The sequence below is a fragment of the Methylobacterium sp. XJLW genome (genome assembly GCF_003254375.1).
GTDB classification, from domain to species: Bacteria; Pseudomonadota; Alphaproteobacteria; order Rhizobiales; family Beijerinckiaceae; genus Methylobacterium; species Methylobacterium fujisawaense.
Genome location: NZ_CP016429.1, coordinates 5,654,448 through 5,674,912, shown reverse-complemented (window position 1 = coordinate 5,674,912; position 20,465 = coordinate 5,654,448). Strand labels below are relative to the sequence as shown.

General features: G+C 70.0%; 18 protein-coding genes and 1 pseudogene. 12 read left to right on the top strand and 7 right to left on the bottom strand.

Annotated elements, in window-relative coordinates; genetic code table 11:
* Positions 1-45: 45 nt before the first annotated feature.
* The 7 genes from A3862_RS26150 to lpdA all read left to right on the top strand — a co-directional run bounded on the left by A3862_RS26150 (position 46) and on the right by lpdA (position 6,912).
* On the top strand, positions 46-357 hold the full coding sequence (locus A3862_RS26150) for an FtsB family cell division protein (RefSeq protein ID WP_043356265.1): 312 nt from the start codon (positions 46-48) through the stop codon (positions 355-357).
* A gap of 137 nt (positions 358-494) precedes the next feature.
* A complete protein-coding gene (gene pdhA / locus A3862_RS26145) occupies positions 495-1,568 on the top strand; it encodes a pyruvate dehydrogenase (acetyl-transferring) E1 component subunit alpha (RefSeq protein ID WP_111474108.1) in 1,074 nt (357 codons plus the stop codon).
* Positions 1,569-1,626: 58 nt separating this feature from the next.
* Positions 1,627-3,069, top strand: a complete 1,443-nt coding sequence (locus A3862_RS26140) for a pyruvate dehydrogenase complex E1 component subunit beta (protein WP_043356260.1) — start codon at positions 1,627-1,629, stop codon at positions 3,067-3,069.
* Between the two features lie 70 nt (positions 3,070-3,139).
* Positions 3,140-3,427 carry a DUF5076 domain-containing protein gene (locus A3862_RS26135; RefSeq protein WP_043356258.1) on the top strand — a complete coding sequence of 96 codons (288 nt, stop codon included), beginning with the start codon at positions 3,140-3,142 and terminating at the stop codon, positions 3,425-3,427.
* A gap of 15 nt (positions 3,428-3,442) precedes the next feature.
* Complete coding sequence (locus tag A3862_RS26130; RefSeq protein ID WP_043756099.1) at positions 3,443-4,036, top strand: Uma2 family endonuclease; 594 nt, start codon at positions 3,443-3,445, stop codon at positions 4,034-4,036.
* A 4-nt stretch (positions 4,037-4,040) separates the two neighbouring features.
* Complete coding sequence (locus tag A3862_RS26125) at positions 4,041-5,459, top strand: pyruvate dehydrogenase complex dihydrolipoamide acetyltransferase (protein ID WP_053610583.1); 1,419 nt, start codon at positions 4,041-4,043, stop codon at positions 5,457-5,459.
* 13 nt (positions 5,460-5,472) lie between these two features.
* Positions 5,473-6,912, top strand: a complete 1,440-nt coding sequence (lpdA, locus tag A3862_RS26120; RefSeq protein WP_053610584.1) for a dihydrolipoyl dehydrogenase — start codon at positions 5,473-5,475, stop codon at positions 6,910-6,912.
* Positions 6,913-6,974: 62 nt separating this feature from the next.
* Here lpdA and A3862_RS26115 read toward each other — a convergent pair whose 3' ends face one another.
* Both A3862_RS26115 and A3862_RS26110 read right to left on the bottom strand, forming a co-directional pair.
* The gene (locus A3862_RS26115) at positions 6,975-7,178 is read right to left on the bottom strand and encodes a hypothetical protein (protein ID WP_043356243.1); all 204 of its coding nucleotides are present in this window, start codon (positions 7,176-7,178) and stop codon (positions 6,975-6,977) included.
* A gap of 133 nt (positions 7,179-7,311) precedes the next feature.
* Positions 7,312-7,530, bottom strand: coding sequence for a hypothetical protein (locus A3862_RS26110; RefSeq protein ID WP_051045078.1), 219 nt, complete (start codon positions 7,528-7,530; stop codon positions 7,312-7,314).
* A 209-nt stretch (positions 7,531-7,739) separates the two neighbouring features.
* On the opposite strand from A3862_RS26110, the gene A3862_RS26105 reads away from it, so the two are divergent.
* Both A3862_RS26105 and A3862_RS26100 read left to right on the top strand, forming a co-directional pair.
* Positions 7,740-8,756 (top strand): threo-3-hydroxy-L-aspartate ammonia-lyase, encoded by a 1,017-nt coding sequence (locus A3862_RS26105; protein WP_442919046.1) that lies wholly within the window; start codon positions 7,740-7,742, stop codon positions 8,754-8,756.
* 122 nt (positions 8,757-8,878) lie between these two features.
* Positions 8,879-9,256 (top strand): HesB/IscA family protein, encoded by a 378-nt coding sequence (locus A3862_RS26100; protein ID WP_043356239.1) that lies wholly within the window; start codon positions 8,879-8,881, stop codon positions 9,254-9,256.
* Between the two features lie 111 nt (positions 9,257-9,367).
* On the opposite strand, the gene A3862_RS26095 is transcribed toward A3862_RS26100, so the two are convergent.
* From A3862_RS26095 to A3862_RS32240, 3 genes are all read right to left on the bottom strand, one after another.
* Positions 9,368-10,426, bottom strand: coding sequence for a GGDEF domain-containing protein (locus A3862_RS26095; protein ID WP_043356236.1), 1,059 nt, complete (start codon positions 10,424-10,426; stop codon positions 9,368-9,370).
* Positions 10,427-10,527: 101 nt separating this feature from the next.
* Positions 10,528-12,120, bottom strand: coding sequence for a DEAD/DEAH box helicase (locus tag A3862_RS26090; RefSeq protein WP_043756109.1), 1,593 nt, complete (start codon positions 12,118-12,120; stop codon positions 10,528-10,530).
* Between the two features lie 209 nt (positions 12,121-12,329).
* On the bottom strand, positions 12,330-12,557 hold the full coding sequence (locus tag A3862_RS32240) for a hypothetical protein (protein ID WP_236961534.1): 228 nt from the start codon (positions 12,555-12,557) through the stop codon (positions 12,330-12,332).
* Positions 12,558-13,180: 623 nt separating this feature from the next.
* Here A3862_RS32240 and A3862_RS26080 point away from each other — a divergent pair.
* Both A3862_RS26080 and A3862_RS26075 read left to right on the top strand, forming a co-directional pair.
* Positions 13,181-14,046 (top strand): annotated as a pseudogene (locus tag A3862_RS26080) (outer membrane protein).
* A 228-nt stretch (positions 14,047-14,274) separates the two neighbouring features.
* Complete coding sequence (locus A3862_RS26075; protein ID WP_043349409.1) at positions 14,275-14,766, top strand: PRC-barrel domain-containing protein; 492 nt, start codon at positions 14,275-14,277, stop codon at positions 14,764-14,766.
* Positions 14,767-14,811: 45 nt separating this feature from the next.
* On the opposite strand, the gene parE is transcribed toward A3862_RS26075, so the two are convergent.
* Positions 14,812-16,884: a DNA topoisomerase IV subunit B gene (gene parE / locus A3862_RS26070; protein WP_043349421.1), complete on the bottom strand. Its 2,073-nt coding sequence runs from the start codon at positions 16,882-16,884 to the stop codon at positions 14,812-14,814.
* Between the two features lie 359 nt (positions 16,885-17,243).
* Between parE and A3862_RS26065 the strand changes: the two genes are divergently transcribed.
* Positions 17,244-17,432, top strand: a complete 189-nt coding sequence (locus A3862_RS26065; protein ID WP_043349406.1) for a hypothetical protein — start codon at positions 17,244-17,246, stop codon at positions 17,430-17,432.
* A 177-nt stretch (positions 17,433-17,609) separates the two neighbouring features.
* Here A3862_RS26065 and topA read toward each other — a convergent pair whose 3' ends face one another.
* Complete coding sequence (gene topA, locus A3862_RS26060; protein WP_043387664.1) at positions 17,610-20,294, bottom strand: type I DNA topoisomerase; 2,685 nt, start codon at positions 20,292-20,294, stop codon at positions 17,610-17,612.
* Positions 20,295-20,465: the final 171 nt, after the last annotated feature.

Genomic DNA, 20,465 nt, shown 5'->3' with positions numbered 1-20,465 from the left:
CACGATCGCAAAGAACCATTAACCTTTCCGCGCGAGGGTCGCGCCATGGTCGTGCGCCGCCGAGTCAGAATGGTTGTGTTGCCGCTGGGTCTCTGGACCCTGTCGGCGCTCGTGGTCGGCTATTTCGTATGGCAGGCCGAGAGCGGCAACCGCGGACTCGAAGCCAAGAAGGCGCTGAAAATCCGCGCCTACGGCCTCAATCAGGAACTCGCCGCCGTGCGGGCCGAGCGCGCCACCTGGGAGCACCGGGTCGCGCTGCTGAAGAGCGACCAGATCGACCGCGACCTCCTGGAGGAACGGGCGCGGATCGTGCTCGGCCGGGTCCACGCCAACGACGTGGTCATCATCACGCCCTGATCGCCGCCGGGCCCCGGGAGCCCGCCCCGAAAGTCCTCTGACAAGAGCGGCTTCCTGTCAGAGCGGCAGCCCTCGCTTTCCAATCCTCGCTGTCCTACACCCCCACCACGTCGCGTGGAATCACGGGGAGAGCGCCGATGGACGCCGCCAAGGAGCCTGCCAAGGACGCTTCGTCCTCCCAATCGCAGGCCGCGAGCCCTCAGGCGGCCGAGGCGCACAAGCCGGCGCCCAACATGCCGCAATTCACCCGGGACGAGGATCTCCACGCCTACCACGAGATGCTGCTGATCCGGCGCTTCGAGGAGAAGGCCGGCCAGCTCTACGGCATGGGCCTGATCGGCGGCTTCTGCCACCTCTATATCGGCCAGGAGGCCGTGGTGATCGGCATGCAGATGGCCTCGGTCGAGGGCGACCAAGTCATCACCGGCTACCGCGACCACGGCCACATGCTGGCCTGCGGCATGGACCCGAAGGGCGTCATGGCCGAGCTGACCGGCCGCCGCGGCGGCTACAGCCGCGGCAAGGGCGGCTCGATGCACATGTTCAGCCGCGAGAATCAGTTCTTCGGCGGTCACGGGATCGTCGGCGCACAGGTCTCGCTGGGCACGGGCCTCGCCTTCGCCGACCATTACCGGGAAAACGGCAAGGTCAGCCTGACCTATATGGGCGACGGCGCGGCCAACCAGGGCCAGGTCTACGAGAGCTTCAACATGGCGGCGCTCTGGAAGCTGCCGGTCGTCTACGTCATCGAGAACAACCGCTACGCCATGGGCACCTCGGTGGCCCGGGCCTCGGCGCAGACCGACTTCTCGAAGCGCGGCCTCTCCTTCGGCATCCCGGGCGAGCAGGTCGACGGTATGGACGTGCGCACCGTCCGCGAGGCCGCCACCCGGGCGATCGAGCACGCCCGCAGCGGCCAGGGGCCCTACATCCTGGAGATGCAGACCTACCGCTATCGCGGCCACTCCATGTCCGATCCGGCCAAGTACCGGACCAAGGACGAGGTCTCGAAGATGCGCGACGAGCACGACCCGATCGAGATGGTGCGCAAGCGCCTGCTCGAGCTGCACGGCGTGCCCGAAGCCGAGCTGAAGGCCACCGACGCCAAGGTCCGCGAGACGGTGAACGCCTCGGCCGAGTTCGCCACCAACGATCCCGAGCCGGATCCGTCCGAGCTGTGGACCGACATCCTGCTGGACGCGCACGCCTGAGCGCGTCGCCGACGACGCTGGCCGCCCCCCAAACGAGACGACGACCGCAGAGCTGAGCATGGCGACCGACATCCTGATGCCCGCCCTCTCGCCCACCATGGAGGAGGGCAAGCTCGCCAAGTGGCTGAAGAAAGAGGGCGACCCGATCAAGTCCGGCGACGTGCTGGCCGAGATCGAGACCGACAAGGCCACCATGGAGGTGGAGGCGATCGACGAGGGCGTGCTCGCCAAGATCCTGATCGCGGAGGGCACCGAGGGCGTCGCGGTGAACACGCCGATCGCCGTCATCGCCGGCGAGGGCGAGGATCCGGCGAGCGTCCAGTCCGGCGGCGGGGCGAAGCCCAACGGCGCCGGCGGCCATCCGGCGCCGACGCCCGACATGCAGGCCGAGGGCATGGCCGACAAACCCGCGCCCGCCGCCAAGACCGGCGACGACGCCCCGAAGGCGCCGGCGGCACCGGCCGTCATCACCAACAAGGCCCGAGAGCCGGTGATGGAGGAGTTCCCGGCCGACACGCCGATGGTCACCCAGACGGTCCGCGAGGCCCTGCGTGACGCCATGGCCGAGGAGATGCGCCGCGACGGCGACGTCTTCGTCATGGGCGAGGAGGTCGCCGAGTATCAGGGCGCCTACAAGGTCACCCAGAACCTGCTGCAGGAATTCGGACCGAAGCGCGTGGTCGACACCCCGATCACCGAGCACGGCTTCGCCGGCATCGGCGTCGGCGCGGCGCTCGCCGGGCTGAAGCCGATCGTGGAGTTCATGACCTTCAACTTCGCCATGCAGGCGATCGACCAGATCATCAACTCGGCGGCCAAGACCCTGTACATGTCCGGCGGCCAGCTCGGCTGCCCGATCGTGTTCCGCGGCCCGAACGGCGCGGCCGCCCGCGTCGCCGCCCAGCACAGCCACGACTACGCCGCGTGGTACTCCAACGTGCCGGGTCTCAAGGTGATCGCGCCCTACACGGCCTCCGACGCCAAGGGCCTGCTCAAGGCCGCGATCCGCGACCCGAACCCGGTGATCTTCCTCGAGAACGAGATCCTGTACGGGCAGTCCTTCCCGGTGCCGCAGCTCGACGACTTCGTGCTGCCGATCGGCAAGGCGCGGATCCACCGGACCGGCAGCGACGTGACCATCGTGTCCTTCGCGATCGGCATGACCTACGCCCTCAAGGCCGCGCAGGCCCTGGCCGAGCAGGGCATCGAGGCGGAGGTGATCGACCTGCGCACGATCCGCCCGATGGACACCGAGACGGTGGTGGAATCGGTGAAGAAGACCGGCCGCTGCATCACCGTCGAGGAGGGCTTCCCGCAATCCGGCGTCGGCGCCGAGATCGTGGCGCGCCTGATGGTCGACGCCTTCGATTTCCTGGACGCGCCGGTCCTGCGCATCACCGGCAAGGACGTGCCGATGCCCTACGCGGCGAATCTGGAGAAGCTGGCGCTGCCGAATGTGGCGGAGGTGGTCGAGGCCGCCAAGAGCGTCTGCTACAAGTGACGGGCGCGCGGGCGGGGCGCATGTCCCCGCCTCCGTCCCGGCAGGGGGCCCAAGGAACAGCCGGCGCGCCATGAGCCAAGATTCCAGCAGCGACTTCGCCGAACTCGCCATCCCGCCCGACGCCCTCGAACAGGGCGGCATCGAGGTGCTGCGCGCCGCCGTGGTCGACGGCGCGGTGAGCGTGGCCCTCCGCCGCTCCTTCGACGACCCGGCCACCTGGGGCCGGCTCCTGGCCGATCTCGCCCGACAGGCAGCCCGCGCCTACGCGCTGGAGACCGACATGTCGGAGGAGGAGGCGGTCGAGCGCATCCGCGCGGGCTGGGAGGCCGAGGGGCTCGACCCCGGCGGCCTCAACTAGCGATGGCTGCCGACCATGGCTGAGGCGGCTGTCCGGCAGGCGACCTACGCGGATCTGGAGGCTGTCCCCGCGCATCTCGTCGCCGAGATCATCGACGGTGTGCTGGAGACGCATCCGCGGCCGCGGCCCCGGCACGCGATGGCCGCGTCCGATTTGTCCACCTTGCTGGGCACCCCGTTCCGTTATGGACGCGGCGGACCCGGCGGCTGGATTTTCATGATTGAACCGGAACTCCACCTGGGTGCCCATGTCGTGGTGCCGGATCTGGCGGCTTGGCGCCGGGAGCGGGCGCCGACCGACTTGGAAGCGGCCCACATCGAGATCGCGCCGGACTGGGTCTGCGAGATCCTCTCGCCCTCCACGGTCCGCCTCGACCGCGGCCGCAAGCGCCGCATCTATGCGGAGGCCAAGATCGGTCACCTCTGGCTGCTCGATCCAGCCGCGGGCGTGCTGGAAGGCTTCGCCCTCGCGGACGGGCGTTGGGTGCTCCTCGCCACGGTCCAGCGCGGCGAGGCCGTGGCCCTTCCACCCTTCGACGCCGTCCCGTTCCCCCTCGACGACCTCTTTCCCTTCGACGATCCGGCCGCCCCGGCCTTGCCCGAGACCTGATGCCATGCCGATCAACGTGCTGATGCCCGCGCTCTCCCCGACCATGGAGAAGGGCAACCTCGCCAAGTGGCTCAAGAAGGAGGGCGACGCGGTCAAGTCCGGCGACGTGCTGGCCGAGATCGAGACCGACAAGGCCACTATGGAGGTGGAGGCCATCGACGAGGGCGTGCTCGCCAAGATCCTCGTGCCCGAGGGCACCGCGGACGTGCCGGTCAACGACCTGATCGCCATCATCGCCGCCGAGGGCGAGGACGTGTCGGCGGCCGCCGCCGGCGGTGCGCCGAAGGCGGCCTCCAACGGAGCGGCCAAGCCTGACGCCAAGCCTGAGCCGAAGGCCGACGCCTCGGCGGCCAACCAGAACACCACGCCCGGCGGCGGCCACATGGGGTACGAGCGGGTGAACGCGGCGCCGGAAGGCGCGCAGCCCGGCGGGGCGCCGCAGGCCAGCACGGGCGGACGGGTCTTCGCTTCGCCGCTCGCCCGGCGGATCGCCAAGCAGGAGGGTGTCGATCTCGGCGCCGTCCAGGGCAGCGGCCCGCACGGCCGCATCATCGCCCGGGACGTCCAGGCCGCGAAGGCCTCCGGGGCCACCCAGGCGCCCGCCGCCCCCCAGGCCGCCGAGGCGCCGAAGGCGGCCACCCCCGCCCCGAAGGCCGCCGCCGCGGGCGGCGCGCCGGCTGGCCTCACGACCGATCAGGTCAAGGGCTTCTACGCCAAGGATGCCTACGAGGAGGTGCCCCTCGACGGCATGCGCAAGACCATCGCCAAGCGCCTCACCGAGGCGATGCAGGTCGCCCCGCACTTCTACCTGACGGTGGATTGCGAGCTCGACGCGCTGATGAAGCTGCGGGAGACGCTCAACGGCTCCGCGGCCAAGGACAAGGACGGGAAGCCCGCCTTCAAGCTCTCGGTGAACGACTTCGTCATCAAGGCGATGGGCCTCGCGCTCACCCGCGTGCCGGCCGCCAACGCGGTCTGGGCCGAGGACCGGATCCTGCGCTTCAAGCACGCCGAGGTCGGCGTCGCGGTCGCCATCGACGGCGGGTTGTTCACCCCGGTGATCCGCCGGGCGGACGAGAAGACGCTCTCGACCATCTCCAACGAGATGAAGGACTTCGCCGCCCGGGCCCGCGCCAAGAAGCTGAAGCCCGAGGAGTACCAGGGCGGCGTCACCTCGGTGTCGAACCTCGGCATGTTCGGCATCAAGCACTTCACCGCGGTGATCAACCCGCCGCAATCGAGCATCCTGGCGGTGGGCGCCGGCGAGAAGCGCGTCGTCGTGAAGGACGGGGCGCCGGCCGTGGTCCAGGTCATGACCTGCACCCTGTCCTGCGACCACCGCGTCCTCGACGGCGCGCTCGGCGCGGAGCTGGTCTCGGCCTTCAAGGGGCTGATCGAGAACCCGATGGGCATGCTGGTCTGAGCCGGAGCACACGATGTCCGACACCTACGACGTCCTCATCATCGGCGCCGGGCCCGGCGGCTACGTCACGGCGATCCGCGCGGCGCAGCTCGGGTTCAAGACCGCCGTGGTCGACCGCGAGCATCTCGGCGGCATCTGCCTGAACTGGGGCTGCATCCCCACCAAGGCGCTGCTGCGCTCGGCCGAGATCTACCACTACTTCCAGCACGCCGGTGATTACGGGCTGACGGCGGAAAAGGTCGGGTTCGACACCGCCGCCATCGTGAAGCGCTCCCGCGGCGTCTCGGGCCGGCTCAACGGCGGCGTCGGCATGCTGCTCAAGAAGAACAAGGTCGACGTGATCTGGGGCGAGGCCGCGGTCGACAGCGCCGCACAGGGCAACCAGCCCGGCCAGGTCACCGTGACGGAGACCAAGCGCGCCGAGGCGCCGAAGGGCGCCAAGGGGGCCGGCACCTACAAAGCCAAGCACATCATCGTGGCGACCGGCGCCCGGCCCCGGGCGATCCCCGGGATCGAGCCCGACAAGAATCTGATCTGGACTTACTATGAGGCCATGGTCCCCGAGACGATGCCCAAGAGCCTGCTGGTCATGGGCTCGGGCGCGATCGGCATCGAGTTCGCCTCGTTCTACCGCACCATGGGCGCCGAGGTGACCGTGGTGGAGCTGCTGCCGCAGATCCTGCCCGTGGAGGATGCCGAGATCGCAGGCCTCGCCCGCAAGCGCTTCGAGAAGCAGGGGATCAAGATCCTCACCGGCGCCAAGGTCACGAAGGTCGAGAAGGGCGCGGATTCGGTCACGGCGACCATCGAGGGCGGTGACGGCAAGACCCAGCAGATCACCGCGGAGAAGCTGATCTCGGCGGTGGGCGTGGTCGGCAACATCGAGAATATCGGGCTGGAGAAGCTCGGGGTGAAGATCGACCGTGGGATCGTGGTGACGGACGGGCTCGGCCGCACCAACGTGCCCGGCCTCTACGCGATCGGCGACGTCGCCGGCCCGCCGATGCTCGCCCACAAGGCGGAGCACGAGGGCGTCATCTGCATCGAGACGATCAAGGGCCTGCACACCCACCCGATGGACAAGGCCAAGATCCCGGGCTGCACCTATTGCCAGCCGCAGATCGCCAGCGTCGGCCTGACCGAGGCCAAGGCCAAGGAGCAGGGCTTTGCCGTGAAGGTCGGCCGCTTCCCCTTCGCGGGCAACGGCAAGGCGATCGCGCTGGGCGAGCCGGACGGGCTGATCAAGACCGTGTTCGATGCCAAGACCGGCCAGCTGCTCGGCGCCCACATGGTCGGCGCCGAGGTGACCGAGCTGATCCAGGGCTACGTGGTGGCGATGAACCTGGAGAGCACCGAGGAGGAGCTGATGCACACGGTGTTCCCGCACCCGACGCTCAGCGAGATGATGCACGAGAGCGTGCTCGACGCCTACGGCAAGGTGATTCACACCTGATCCGGCAGTGGGAAGCCGGGCTCGGGTCGGGCTCCGGTCCGGCCCAGGCCGGCACGGGCCCGTCAGTCCGAACCGGGTGCCGCCGCGCGCGTCAGGCTCACCAGCTGAAACAGGAGGATCACCGCGACCGTCGCCGTACTGCCGCCGACGGGGATCAGGAGCAGCGCCGCGATGGGATCGAGCCCCCGGACGAGCAGCAGCGTGATGCAGCTGCCGAGTACGGACGCGAGGGTCATCCGGAAGATGCAGCATTCGGAAGGTTGCATGGTCCCTCCAGTCGAGCGTCCACGGGAATGTGGGAGCGCGCGGCGGTTCGGCAACCATAAATAGATAAAACTCAAAAACAAATGCTGAGGTTGCGCAAGGCGATGGCGATCCGCGCCGACACCGGAACGCCCGTCAGCGGCGCAGCCGATCCACCGGCTCGGCCTGATCCGGCGAGGGGACGTAAGCGCACCACTCGCAGATGCCGCGCTCGGCGCCGCGCTGTGCGTTGCGCTGCGAACAGAGCGGGCAGACGAGCAGGATCAGGCGCCGACCGGATTGCAGGGCCAGCCCGCGGCCCCGGAATGTGACCTCGGTCGCCGCATCGCCGGAGGCCTGATCCCGGGCGCTCATGACGCCACCCCGCCGACCGCCGGCCGGATTGCAGGTCTGCACATGGTCTCGATCCGCATGGCGATGCCGCCCCCCAGCGTTCCTGCCAAGACGTCGCTGCGGGGATAAGCGGCGAAGGGCCGAATGGCTCCGCTTCCGCATGTGGACCGGGCCGGATGCGCACGGACCGAAACGGCCCTATGACGTCCGGCACGACCGGCGCAGGAGCGATGCGAAACGCGATGCAGGACACGATGCAGGGCGACCCCATCGACGCGGCCGGCGGCCTTCCCACCTTCGCCGATGTGGCCCGCGCCGCGGAGCGGATCGCCGGGGCCGCTCATCGCACGCCGGTCCTGACCTCGCGCACCGCGGACGCGATGACCGGCGGCTGGCTGTTCTTCAAGGCGGAGAACCTGCAACGGGCCGGCGCCTTCAAGTTCCGCGGGGCCTACAACGCGATCAGCGCCCTTCCGGAGGCGGCCCGCGCCCGCGGGGTGATCACGTATTCCTCCGGCAACCACGCCCAGGCGATCGCGCTGGCGAGCCGGTTGCTCGGCGCCCCCGCCACCATCATCATGCCGGGCGACGCCCCCGCCGCGAAGATCGCCGCCACGCGCGGCTACGGCGCCGAGGTGGTCCTGTACGACCGCTACAGCCAGGATCGCGAGGCGCTCGGCCGGGAGATCGCGCAGGCCCGCGGCCTGACGCTGATCCCTCCCTTCAATCATCCCGACGTCATCGCCGGGCAGGGGACCCTGGCTCAGGAGCTGATCGAGACGGTCGGCCCCCTCGACATGCTGGTGGCCTGCCTGGGCGGCGGCGGCCAGCTCGCGGGCTGCGCGCTGGCCGCGGCGGAGCTGTCGCCGGGCTGCCGGGTGATCGGCGTCGAGCCGGAGGCGGGCAATGACGGGCAGCGCTCGTTCCGCGAGGGCCGGATCGTCACGATTCCCGTGCCCCGCACCATCGCCGACGGGGCGCAGTCGACGGCGCTGGGCGACCTCACCTTCGCGATCATCCGCGCGGGGGTGTCCGACATCCTCACCGTCACCGACGCGCAGCTCGTCGAGACCATGCGGTTCTTCGCCAGCCGGATGAAGCTCGTGGTCGAGCCGACCGGCTGCCTCGCGGCGGCGGCGGTGCTCCACGGGCTCGTGGACGTCACGGACAAGCGCGTCGGCGTGGTGATCAGCGGCGGCAACGTCGATCTGGCGGCCTTCGCGCGGCTCACCGGCGAGTCGGCCTGAGGCGTCGATTGCCGGGCCGGTGTGCTCCCGCCGCGGTGGACCGGCCCCGACCCAATGCTTATCTTGTGGCTGCCAGAATGCGCGTCCCCGGGCCTTGAACCCGGATGGGCGGGAGGATGACAATGTCCACGAGCTTCAAGGTTCTGTCGCTGACCGATCGGGCTGCCGATCGGATCAAGGCGATCATGGCGGAGGCCGACCGGCCGATCGCCGGTCTGCGCGTCGGTGTCCGGAACGGCGGCTGCGCCGGGATGTCGTACACGATGGAGTATGCCGAGGCGGTCAAGCCCGGCGAGGACGTGGTCGAGGATCGCGGCGTGCGCGTCTTCGTCGATCCGAAGGCGGTGCTGTTCCTGCTCGGCACGGAGATGGACTTCACCACCACCAAGCTGGCGTCGCAGTTCGTGTTCAACAACCCGAACCAGACCTCGGCCTGCGGTTGCGGAGAATCCGTGGCGATCACGCCGGTCTCGGCGGACCGCCTGTCCGCGCCGGCCTGAGGCTCCCGCTCACAGTCGGCGCCGGGAGCGCGGCGGCCCGGCCGCGCCCCCGGCGCGGAGGTCTCCCGCTCCCGAAGCGCTCCGCCGCGGGCGGGCGCCGTCGCGGCGCCCCTAGGCCACCTGCGACAGCGACTCGGCCGCATCGTCCAGGAAGCGGTTCCGGCCCGCGCGCTTGGCCGCGAACATGCACAGGTCGGCCCGCTCCATCAGCGAGGCCGGCGTATCCCCCGGGCACAGCACCGCGACCCCCAGGGAGATGGTGATCTTGCCGAGCGACTCGCCGGTCGAGCGCTTGACCAGTTCGCGCCCCATCACGCTGGTGCGGACCGTCTCGGCCACCCGCTTGGCCACGGTGCGGTCGGCTCCGGGGAGGATGATGCCGAACTCCTCGCCGCCGAACCGGGCGAGCTGCGCCTGCTTCCCGGCATTCTCGCGCATCACGATCGCCACGAGCCGCAGGACCTGGTCGCCCGTGAGGTGACCGTACAGGTCGTTGAAGCGCTTGAAGAAATCGATGTCGAGGATGATCAGGCTCATGGGATCGGTGCGCGCCCGCGCCGAATCCATGGCCGCCTTCAGCGTCTCCTCGAAATGCTTGCGGTTCGCCAGCCCGGTCAGGGCGTCGGTCAGGCTCTCGCGCCGGCTCGCATCGAGCTTCTCGCGCAGCGTCTCGATCTCGCTGCGCGTCTCGCGCATGCGGGCCTCGAGGATCCGGTTGTTGGCGGCGACTTCCCGGGTCGTGGCGGCCAGGGTCGCCACGATCTCGCCGAACCGCGCCCGGCTCGGAAGGCCCTGGGAGAGATCCTGGGCGACGCCGCGCAGCGATTCGCTGTACTGCGCCGTCGAGCCCAGGGAGAGGTCCAGGATCTCGGTGACCGCCGCGATCTCGCTCAGGACCACGCGGCTGACGTCGTCGGTGGTGCTCGCGAGGCGCCGCCCGTCGAGATAGGTCTCGTGCAGATCGTCGATGTCGCTCTCGGTGAGGCAGCCGTTCTGGGTGGTGAGGCGCTTCACGGCATCGGCGAGGAGCGGCAGCTCGCCCGACACGTAGGCATACCAGACCGCGTAGGCGCGCGGCGTCGCGGAGGGGCCGTAGTCGCGGATCAGGTCATGGCTGCGCTTCGCCAATGCGAAGCTGCGATCGCGGTCCGAATAGGTCTCCTGGCTCATCCGTATCCCGTGGTCCCGGGCGATCGGCGCGCATGCGCCGCGACCCTGACTTGATATACGGCAGTCTGGTAGCCGGACTGTTAAGCTCGAAAAGACCCTTGTTACCTTTCTTTCTTCGCCAACACTGGTCGAAGCAGAAATGCCGGGACGTGGGAACCCAAACCGACGGGCGTATCACCGTCCGCATCGTTCCGGCGCCCGCGCTCCTCGCGCCCGGCCGCGCCGGCGCGCGCCGTCGTGCGTCCCGCAGCACGGCTCTCCGGGCGAGCCTCTTGGCGCCCCTCCTGCCGACTCTCTTGACGACTCTCCTGGCGTGCCTCCGGACGCTGCGCGGCCGCCGCACCGCGACCGGTGCGTGCCCGCGGACGCTCCTCCCGGGCCTCCTCGGCCTCGCCGGCGCTCCGGATCTCCTTGGCGTCGCCGCGACTGGCGTCGCCGCTCCTCGCGCGACCGCCCCGGGCAGCACCGCCCTTGTCGCCAGCCTTCGCGGAGCGCGCGCCGCGGCGGCCCTCGCCCGACCGGCCGCGGTGACGCGTCCCGGTGTCACCGGACGGCTCGGCCACCGTCGACAGATCGCCGTCCAGCCAGGGGATCGGCTGGCCGATCAGCGCCTCGATGGCGCCGAGGGAGCGCGTGTCCTCGGGGGCGACCAGCGTATAGGCCGTGCCGCTCCGGCCCGCGCGGCCGGTGCGGCCGATCCGGTGGACGTAATCCTCGGGGTGATGCGGCACGTCGAAGTTGAAGACGTGGCTCACGGCGGGGATATCGAGGCCGCGCGCCGCCACGTCGCTGGCGACGAGCAGGGCGGTCTCGCCGTTGCGGAACGCGTCCAGGGCAGCGGTCCGCGCCCGCTGATCCATGTCACCGTGGAGGGCGGCGGCGTCGAAGCCGTGGCTGACCAGGGACTTCTGGAGCAGGGCGACGTCGCGCTTGCGGTTGCAGAAGATGATCCCGTTCTTGAGTTCCGCCTCGCCGCGGATCAGGTCGCGCAAGCGCTCGCGCTTGGCATGCCCCTCGGCGCCGGTTGCGACCAGGCGCTGGGTGATCGTCGTGGCCGTGGAGGCGGGACGGGCGACCTCGACCCGCTGGGGGTTGTGCAGGAACATGTCCGCCAGCCGCTCGATCTCCGGCGGCATGGTCGCGGAGAAGAATAGGGTCTGCCGGGTGAACGGCACCATCTTCACGATGCGCTCGATATCGGGGATGAACCCCATGTCGAGCATGCGGTCGGCCTCGTCGATGACGAGCAGCTCGACGCCGGTGAGCAGGAGCTTGCCGCGCTCGAAATGGTCGAGGAGGCGACCGGGTGTCGCGATCAGCACGTCCGTGCCGCGCATCAGCTTGGCGTCCTGGTCGGCGAAGGACACGCCGCCGATGATCAGGGCCACGTTGAGCTTGTGGTTGGTGCCGTAGCGGTCGAAATTCTCGACCACCTGGGCCGCCAGTTCGCGGGTCGGTTCCAGGATCAGGGTCCGGGGCATCCGGGCCCGGGCGCGTCCGTTCTCCAGAAGCGTCAGCATCGGCAGCGTGAACGCCGCCGTCTTGCCGGTTCCCGTCTGGGCGATGCCGAGGACGTCGCGACGCGCCAGCACGTGGGGAATGGCCTCGGCCTGGATCGGCGTCGGCTCGGTATAACCCGCCGCTTCGACGGCGTTCAGGACTTTGTCACTCAGTCCCAGGTCGGAAAAAGGCATCTGCGTTCAGGAACCGTTGCGCGCCCGGCCGGCGCGAAGGACACCGTCGCGGCAACGGCTGGGAAAGGCTCGCGCGGGGCGATCGGGCGCTCCCGGGGCCGCGGGGCGCATCACGCATGTCAGTTAGGGCCCTGGCGCGACTTGTCAATCTCGCAATGGTGATGGCGCCCGCCGACGCACAGGGGATCGGGCGCCAAAACGGGCCTCGATCAGGGCCGGAGACGGTCGGATGCGGGCACGAGGCAGGGATCCAGGCGGGTGGACCGGGCGAATTCCGATGCCGCGAGGGCGCCGGTCGTCTGCGGATCCGCGATCCCCGGATGGGCCGGTCCCGCCACAGCGGCGACCGCGGCGGCCATCGGTGCCGCATCGGGCCGGCTGAGCCGCGCGAGCTGGTAGGCGCCAACCACCGTGAGGAGCCCGACGAGTCCCGCCATGCGCAGGGTCCAGGGCAGGGGCCCGGCGGCCCGCCTCGGCCGCGCAGGATGCGATGCCGGGCCGGGAAGGCTCGCCGGAAGACCGGCCATCCCCTCCGGAGTCCGGCGCCTGCCGAAGGTTCTCCGGCTCCGTTCGTCGTGGCTGAGCATGGATGGACGGCTGTCTCCACCGGGCGAGGCGGCCGGCCGCGATGCGGGAGCCGGCAGGAAGCCGGTCGCGGGTGATCGAGAGGGTCGGCCCGCCCGCAGCGACGGACCATCGGCGGATACGGTTAACCGATCGCTTACGACCGCGCGCACCCTCTCGCCAAAGTTGTGCCGGAATAAAACGGCCGCCCTGCATGCAACCGGCGAGACGCCGGACGCTATCGCGGCACCCGTTGAGGCGTGCCCGAATATGCACGTCGCGCAACACAGCTAGTCTTCCGAGCCTTTTCAGCTGTCCGCGTACAGTCTCGACGGGCAAGCGAGCCGGCTGCTTGGGAGACGGTCGGTTAGTCTTCATCTTTCGTTGACGGGATGTCCCTAGTCTGAGGATGCTTGTTGCAGGAAAGCGACAGACCCGCCATCCGAGAGCGCCTAGAAGGCTGCCGGCTCAAGCTAACCCCAGGACCGACACCACCATGAAGAAGCTCCTACTCGCATCCACCGTCCTCGCCGGCTTGACCGCAACGGCGTCCGCCGCCGACCTGCCGCGCCGCGCTGCGCCGCCGCCGGTGTTCACGCCGGTGCCGGTGTTCACCTGGACCGGCTTCTACGTCGGTGTGAACGCCGGCTACGGCTTCGACGCCAACAGCCGCAACACCACCAGCTACGCCCTGCCGGGCGGCTCGCTGATCAACTCCCCCGGCACCTCGGGCGTCGTCAGCGTCAACAACCGCAACAACAACGACGGCTTCTCGGGCGGCGCCCAGATCGGCTACAACTACCAGTTCACGCCGGGCTCGGGCGTGGTGATCGGCTTCGAGGCCGACGCCCAGTACGTCGACTTCGCCCGCCGCGCCAACGCCACCCAGAACTACAGCTTCCTGGGCTTCCCCGGCGTCGCCTTCTCCAACCCGCCCGCCTTCGTCGCCACCAGCGGCAACGGCCTCGACTACTTCGGCACCGTCCGCGGCCGCCTCGGCTACGCCTTCGACCGCACCCTCGTGTACGGCACCGGCGGCTTCGCCTACGGATCCGGCCAGGACGACCAGAACTTCTCCGGCAACCGCTTCCGCGACAGCTTCCGCACCGGCTGGGCCGCCGGCGGCGGCGTCGAGTACGCCCTGCCCACCGACTCCTTCCTGAACTTCTTCCGCTCCTCGGCCGTCACCCTGAAGGTCGAAGGCCTGTACGTCAGCCTCGACCGCCAGAAGAACTCCGCCGGCGGCGTCTTCTACGGCAACCTCCTGCCCCGAACGGCACCGCCTACCTCAACGGCGCCGCCGCCAAGACCGAGTTCGCCGTCGTCCGCGCCGGCCTGAACTACAAGTTCGGCTCGTACTAAGATCGAACGTCGGAGCCGGCTCGACCGGCTCCGCGCAACGGAAGGGCTCGGCCGCAAGGCCGGGCCCTTTCGCGTTTCAGGGTCGTGCCGCCGGACGGGTCGGGTGCGACAGGGAGCGCCGGAACCGCGCGTGCCACCCGCGATTGAGACCGCGGCGCCTCATGGGGACCGAGCGGGGACCGGGACGGGAACCCCGCGACGGGTCCGGGCGCACCGGAGCGATCAGCCATGCGAAGCCGAATCCTTCTCCTGTCGCTCGCGGCCCTGGCTCTGGCGGGAGCGCCTGCACGCGCGCAGGATGCCTCCGTGATCGGCAAGGATACGGTCCTGCCGGGCACGGGGCCGGGGACCTCGACGGACGGCCAGGGCGTCGGGCGGCTGATGGCGGCGGCGAATGCCGAGGACGCCGCCAAGCGTCAGGGGCTCAAGCCTGTGGCCTTCCTGGCCTCCAAGATGATCGGCGTGACGGTGCGCAACGCGGCAGGCGACAGCGTCGGCAAGATCGACGACCTGCTGATCACCGATGGCGGGACCCTCAAGGCCGTTGTGATCGATGTCGGCGGCTTCCTCGGCCTCGGCAGCAAGGTGATCGCCGTGGAGCCTGGTGCTCTGGTGCTGCGGCCGGGAGGCGAGCGGTTCTCGGCGGTCCTCAACATGAGCACCGACACGGTGTCGGCGGCCCAACCCTTCGACCCGGCCAAGGCGGTTACCAAGCCCTGACGGTCCGGTCGGCCGGCGCGGTGGAAACCGCGTCGGCGCGACGGTTCAGATGTCGAGGTCGGCCCCCTCGGCGAAGGCCGCGCGCTCGCTGATGAAGGCGAAGCGGGCCTCGGGTTTGTTGCCCATCAGCCGCTCAACCGTGTCGCCGGTCGATTCCCGGGCCTCGTCCAGGACCGCGACGCGCAGCAACGTGCGCTTCTTCGGGTCCATGGTGGTCTCCTTGAGCTGGGCCGGCATCATCTCACCAAGGCCCTTGAACCGCCCGATCTCGACCTTGCCGGCCTTGAACACCGTCTTGATGATCCGCTCCCGGTCGGCGTCGTCCCGGGCATAGGCCACCTTGGAGCCCTGCTGCAGCCGGTAGAGCGGCGGGATCGCGAGGTAGAGATGCCCGCGGTCGATGAGCTTGGGCATCTGGCGGTAGAAGAAGGTGATCAGCAGCGAGGCGATGTGGGCGCCGTCGACGTCGGCGTCCGTCATGATGATCACCTTGTCGTAGCGCAGGTCGGCCTCGCGGAAGGCCGCGCCGGTGCCGCAGCCGAGCGCCAGGGTGAGGTCGGAGATCAGCTGATTGGCGCCGAGCTTGTCCCGGCTCGCCGAGGCGACGTTGAGGATCTTGCCGCGCAAGGGGAGGATCGCCTGGGTCGCCCGGTCGCGGGCCTGCTTGGCGGAGCCACCGGCCGAATCGCCCTCGACGATGAAGATCTCCGAGCCCGCGGTGCCGGCGGCCGAGCAATCGGCGAGCTTGCCGGGCAGGCGGAGCTTGCGGGTGGCGCTCTTGCGGGCGACCTCCTTCTCCTGGCGGCGGCGCAGGCGCTCCTCGGCCCGGTCGATCACCCAGTCGAGCAGCTTGTTGGCCTGGGCCGGGGAGGCGGCGAGCCAATGGTCGAAGGCGTCGCGCACCGCCGTCTCGACGATGCGCTGGGCCTCCACGGTGGCGAGCTTGTCCTTGGTCTGGCCCTGGAACTCGGGCTCGCGGATGAAGACCGAGAGCATGGACGCGCAGGTCGCCATGACGTCGTCGGTGGTCACCGCGGTCATGCGCTTGGCCTGGTTCACGCGCTCGGCGTGCTCGCGCAGGCCCCGGAGCAGGGCGACCCGCAGGCCGGCCTCGTGGGTGCCGCCCTCGGGCGTCGGGATGGTGTTGCAGTAGGAATGCGAGAACCCGTCCTCGGCGACCATCCAGGCCACCGCCCATTCCAGCGACCCGTGCGAGCCCGGCTTGGTGATCTTGCCGGAGAACATCGCGTCGGTGACCAGCTCCTTGCCGTCGATGTCGCGGGCGAGATAGTCGCGCAGGCCGTCGGGGAAGCGGTGCACGGCTTCCGCAGGTACGCCCTCCAGCCCCTCGAGGAGGGCGGGGGCGCAGCGCCAGCGGATCTCGACGCCGCCGAACAGGTAGGCCTTCGAACGCGCCATCTTGAACAGGCGGCGCGGGTCGAATTTCAGCGAGCCGAAGATCTGCGCGTCCGGGTGGAAGCGGACCCGGGTGCCGCGCCGGTTCTGCACCCGGCCGATCAGCTCCAGCGCGCCCTGCGCGTGGCCACGGGAGAAGGTCTGGCGATAGAGGGTCTGGTTGCGCGCCACCTCGACCTCGAGGAGGTCGGAGAGCGCGTTCACCACCGAGATGCCGACGCCGTGCAGGCCGCCCGAGGTCTCGTAGACCTTCGAGTCGAACTTACCGCCGGCATGCAGCGTGGTCATGATGACCTCGAGCGCCGACTTGCCGGGAAATTTCGGATGCGGGTCGACCGGGATGCCGCGGCCGTTGTCGGTGACCACGAGGGCACCGGTCTCCTCCAGCTCCACCTCGATGAAGCTGGCATGGCCGGCCACCGCCTCGTCCATGGAGTTGTCGATCACCTCGGCGAAGAGGTGGTGCAGCGCCCGCTCGTCGGTGCCGCCGATATACATGCCGGGGCGGCGCCGGACCGGCTCCAGCCCCTCCAGCACCTCGATGTCGGAGGCGGTGTAGCCGGAATCGGGCTCGGCCGCTGCGAGCGCCGTCACGGAGGCCGTGGCGTCCAGGCGCCGTCGCGGCTCCGGCGCGCGAGACGGGGCTGTCGAGGCGGCCGCCTTGCCGCCCGGTCCGAACAGGTCGCGGGCCGGATCGCTCACGCGCGGCCTCCGCGGGCGCGGCGCATCGGCCGGCTCGGATTCGCGCAGACGGGTCTTGGGTCGTGGAGCATGCGCCTTCATCCCCGCATGATAGCGGAACAAAACGTAAACATCAAAACCGTTCGCCCCCAGGCGACGCGGCCGCACCATCGCATGCTGCGGCGCCGCGAGCGAGGGCCGGAACCGCCCCGACCCCCGAGGGGGCCAGGCGGCCCGTCATCACGACGTTGCACAACGATGGGTTAAGGCTTTCCCGTGACCAGCCTGTTCGACCTCCACAGGCCGCCGCCGGAACAGACCGGGACGATCGACGTTGACGGCGGAGATAAATCTTGACCGTGGTCAGGGAGCCGCAGCCCATGAGCGATGCCGCGATCGAGGCCCGCCGCCTCACGTTGATCCGCTTCGAGCACGCGGCCGGCGCCGCCTTCGGCTGCGACGACGACGCGGCCGGCGTGCCGCCCGGCCGGGCGCTCATGAATTCCACCACGATCGCGCTGGCGACCTTCGCGACGGCGCTCGCGGCGACCATCACCTACCTCGTCTGAACCGGGCGGCCGGACCCGGAAACCGGGACGTGCATCCCGTTCTCCGCGTCGGTCTGCCCCTGTCTCCCGCCCCCGGGAGAGCAGCGGAGGACCGCGTGCCCGCCCTGGACACGGACCGGCGCGGCTGACGCGCCTTGCACCCGGCGAGCGGGTGAAGGCCGCCTCGACCTGTCTGCGTCAGCCGGCGCCCGTCTTCTTGGCCGCGGTCTTCTTGGCGGCGGGTTTCTTCGCTGCCGTCTTCTTGGCCGCCGGCTTGGCGCCGCTCGCCGCGCGCGTCGCGGTCTTCCGGACAGCGCCCCGTTTCGCCGGCTTGCCGCCGCCCGAGGCACGCTTGGCGTTGACCAGGGCGATCCCCTCGTCGAGCGTCAGCGCCTCGGCGCTCATGGTCTTCGGCAGCGTGGCGTTCACCTCGCCGTCGGTGACGTAGGGGCCGTACTTGCCGGCCTTCACCACGAGGTCGCGCCCGCTCGCAGCGTCCGTGCCGAGCGGGCGGCCGGGATCGGCAGCCGGACGGCCGCGGCCGCCGCCCTGCTCCTTGGCGACGATCAGGTCGATGGCGCGGTTGCCGCCGATCTCCAGCACGTCGTCGTCCTTGCCGAGATTGGCGTAGGTCTTCCCATGCTGCACGTAGGGCCCGAACCGGCCGAGATTGGCCAGGATCGGCTCGCCGGTCTCGGGGTGGCGCGCCACCTCGCGGGGCAGCGCCAGCAGCGCCAGCGCCTTCTGCAGGTCGACCGCCGAGGGACTCAGCCCCTTCGGCAGGGAGGAACGCTTCGGCTTCTCCGCCCCCTTCTCGGTGGAGGCCTCACCGAGCTGCAGGAACGGCCCGAATCGGCCGTCGCGCAGCGTCACCGGCAGACCGGTGGCGGGATCGTCGCCCAGCACCCGGACGCCCGGCTGGCCGCCCTCGGCCGAGGAGCCGTCCCCCTCGCCCTCGACGCCCGAGGCCGAGAGCTGGCGGGTGTACTTGCACTCGGGATAGTTCGAGCAGCCGATGAAGGCGCCGAACTTGCCGAGCTTCAGCGACAATTGTCCGGTCCCGCAGACCGTGCAGGTGCGCGGGTTCGAGCCGTCGCCCTTGTCGGGGAAGATGTGCGGCCCGAGGAGGCCGTTCAGCGCCTCCAGCACGTCGGTGACGCGCAGCTCCTTGGTCTCGCCGATCGCCGCGGAGAAATCGCGCCAGAAGTCGCGCAGCACCGCCCGCCAGTCGATCTCGGCATTGGAGACGCGGTCGAGCTGCTCCTCGAGGTCGGCGGTGAAATCGTACTCGACGTAGCGCCGGAAGAAGCTCTCCAGGAAGCCCGTGACGAGCCGCCCCTTGTCCTCCGGCTGCAGCCGCTTCTTCTCGATCTTGACGTATTCGCGGTCGCGCAGCGTCTGGAGCACCGCCGCGTAGGTCGACGGGCGGCCGATGCCGAGTTCCTCCATGCGCTTCACGAGGCTCGCCTCGGAATAGCGCGGCGGCGGCTCGGTGAAGTGCTGGGTCGAGCTGATCCGCTCGCGGGTGAGCGGGTCGCCGGCCTTCATGGGCGGCAGGCGGCGGCTCTCCTCGTCCTCCTCGTCGTCCTTGCCCTCCTGGTAGAGGGTGAGGAAGCCGTCGAACTTCACCACCTGGCCGGTGGCGCGCAGGTCGATCTGGCGGGGGCCGACCTTCGCCGTGACGTCCACGGTGGTCCGCTCCAGCTCGGCCGATTCCATCTGGCTCGCCATGGTGCGGGTCCAGATGAGATCGTAGAGCCGGGCCTGCTCGGGCTCGAGGTGGCGCGCCACCATCTTGGGCAGGCGGCTCATGTCGGTGGGCCGCACCGCCTCGTGGGCCTCCTGGGCGTTCTTGGCCTTGACGCTGTACTTGCGCGGCACGTCCGGCACGTAGCGGTCGCCGAACTCCTTGCCGATCACCCGGCGGGCGTCCTGGATCGCCTCCGGCGCCATGTCGACGCCGTCGGTCCGCATGTAGGTGATGATGCCGACGGTCTCGCCGCCGATATCGACGCCCTCGTAGAGGCGCTGGGCGACCCGCATGGTCTGGGCCGGCGCCATCCCGAGCTTGCGCGAGGCCTCCTGCTGCAGGGTCGAGGTGGTGAAGGGCGGCTGCGGGTGGCGCTTGGCGGGCTTCGCCTCGACGCTCGCCACCTGGAAGGTCGCGAGTTCGAGGTCGCGCTTGAAGGCGGCGGCCTCGTCGCCGGTGCCGACGTCGAGGCGCTGGATGCGCTTGCCGTCGGCGCCGACGAGGCGGGCCTCGAAGGTCGCGCCGTCGGCGGTCGTCAGCGTGGCGATGAGCGTCCAGTACTCGCGCGGCTTGAACCGCTCGATCTCCATCTCGCGCTCGACGACGAGGCGCAGCGCCACGGACTGCACGCGCCCCGCCGAACGGGCGCCCGGGAGCTTGCGCCACAGGACCGGGGAGAGGTTGAAGCCGACGAGGTAGTCCAGCGCCCGGCGCGCCAGATAGGCGTCGACCAGGGCCTGGTCGATCTCCCGGGGCTTGCGCATCGCCGCCTCGACCGAGGCCTTGGTGATGGCGTTGAAGGTGACGCGTTCGACCGGGATGCCCTTGAGCGCCTTGCGGGCGGTCAAGGCCTCCAGCACGTGCCAGGAGATCGCCTCGCCCTCGCGATCCGGGTCGGTGGCCAGAATCAGCTTGTCGGCGCCCTTGACCGCCTTGGCGATCTCGGAGACCCGGCTCGCCCCGCGGTCGGCCAGTTCCCAGACCATGTGGAAATCCTGCTCGGGATCCACGGAGCCGTCCTTGGCCGGCAGGTCGCGGATGTGCCCGAACGAGGCGATCACTTCATAGTCGCGGCCGAGATACTTATTGATCGTCTTGGCTTTGGCCGGCGACTCGACGACGACGACTTTCATTCAGACCTCTGCCCCTGACGGGACCTGAGCGCGACGGACGAATTCTGATCGTAATTCGCGTGGGACATATGCCCGCCGTCGGGCCGGGGCCGCGCGCCGGGGACAAGTGGGTCACGGGCGGCGGGATGTCAAATGGCGGGCTGTGCCGCCGGTGTGGGGTCGAGCCGCTCC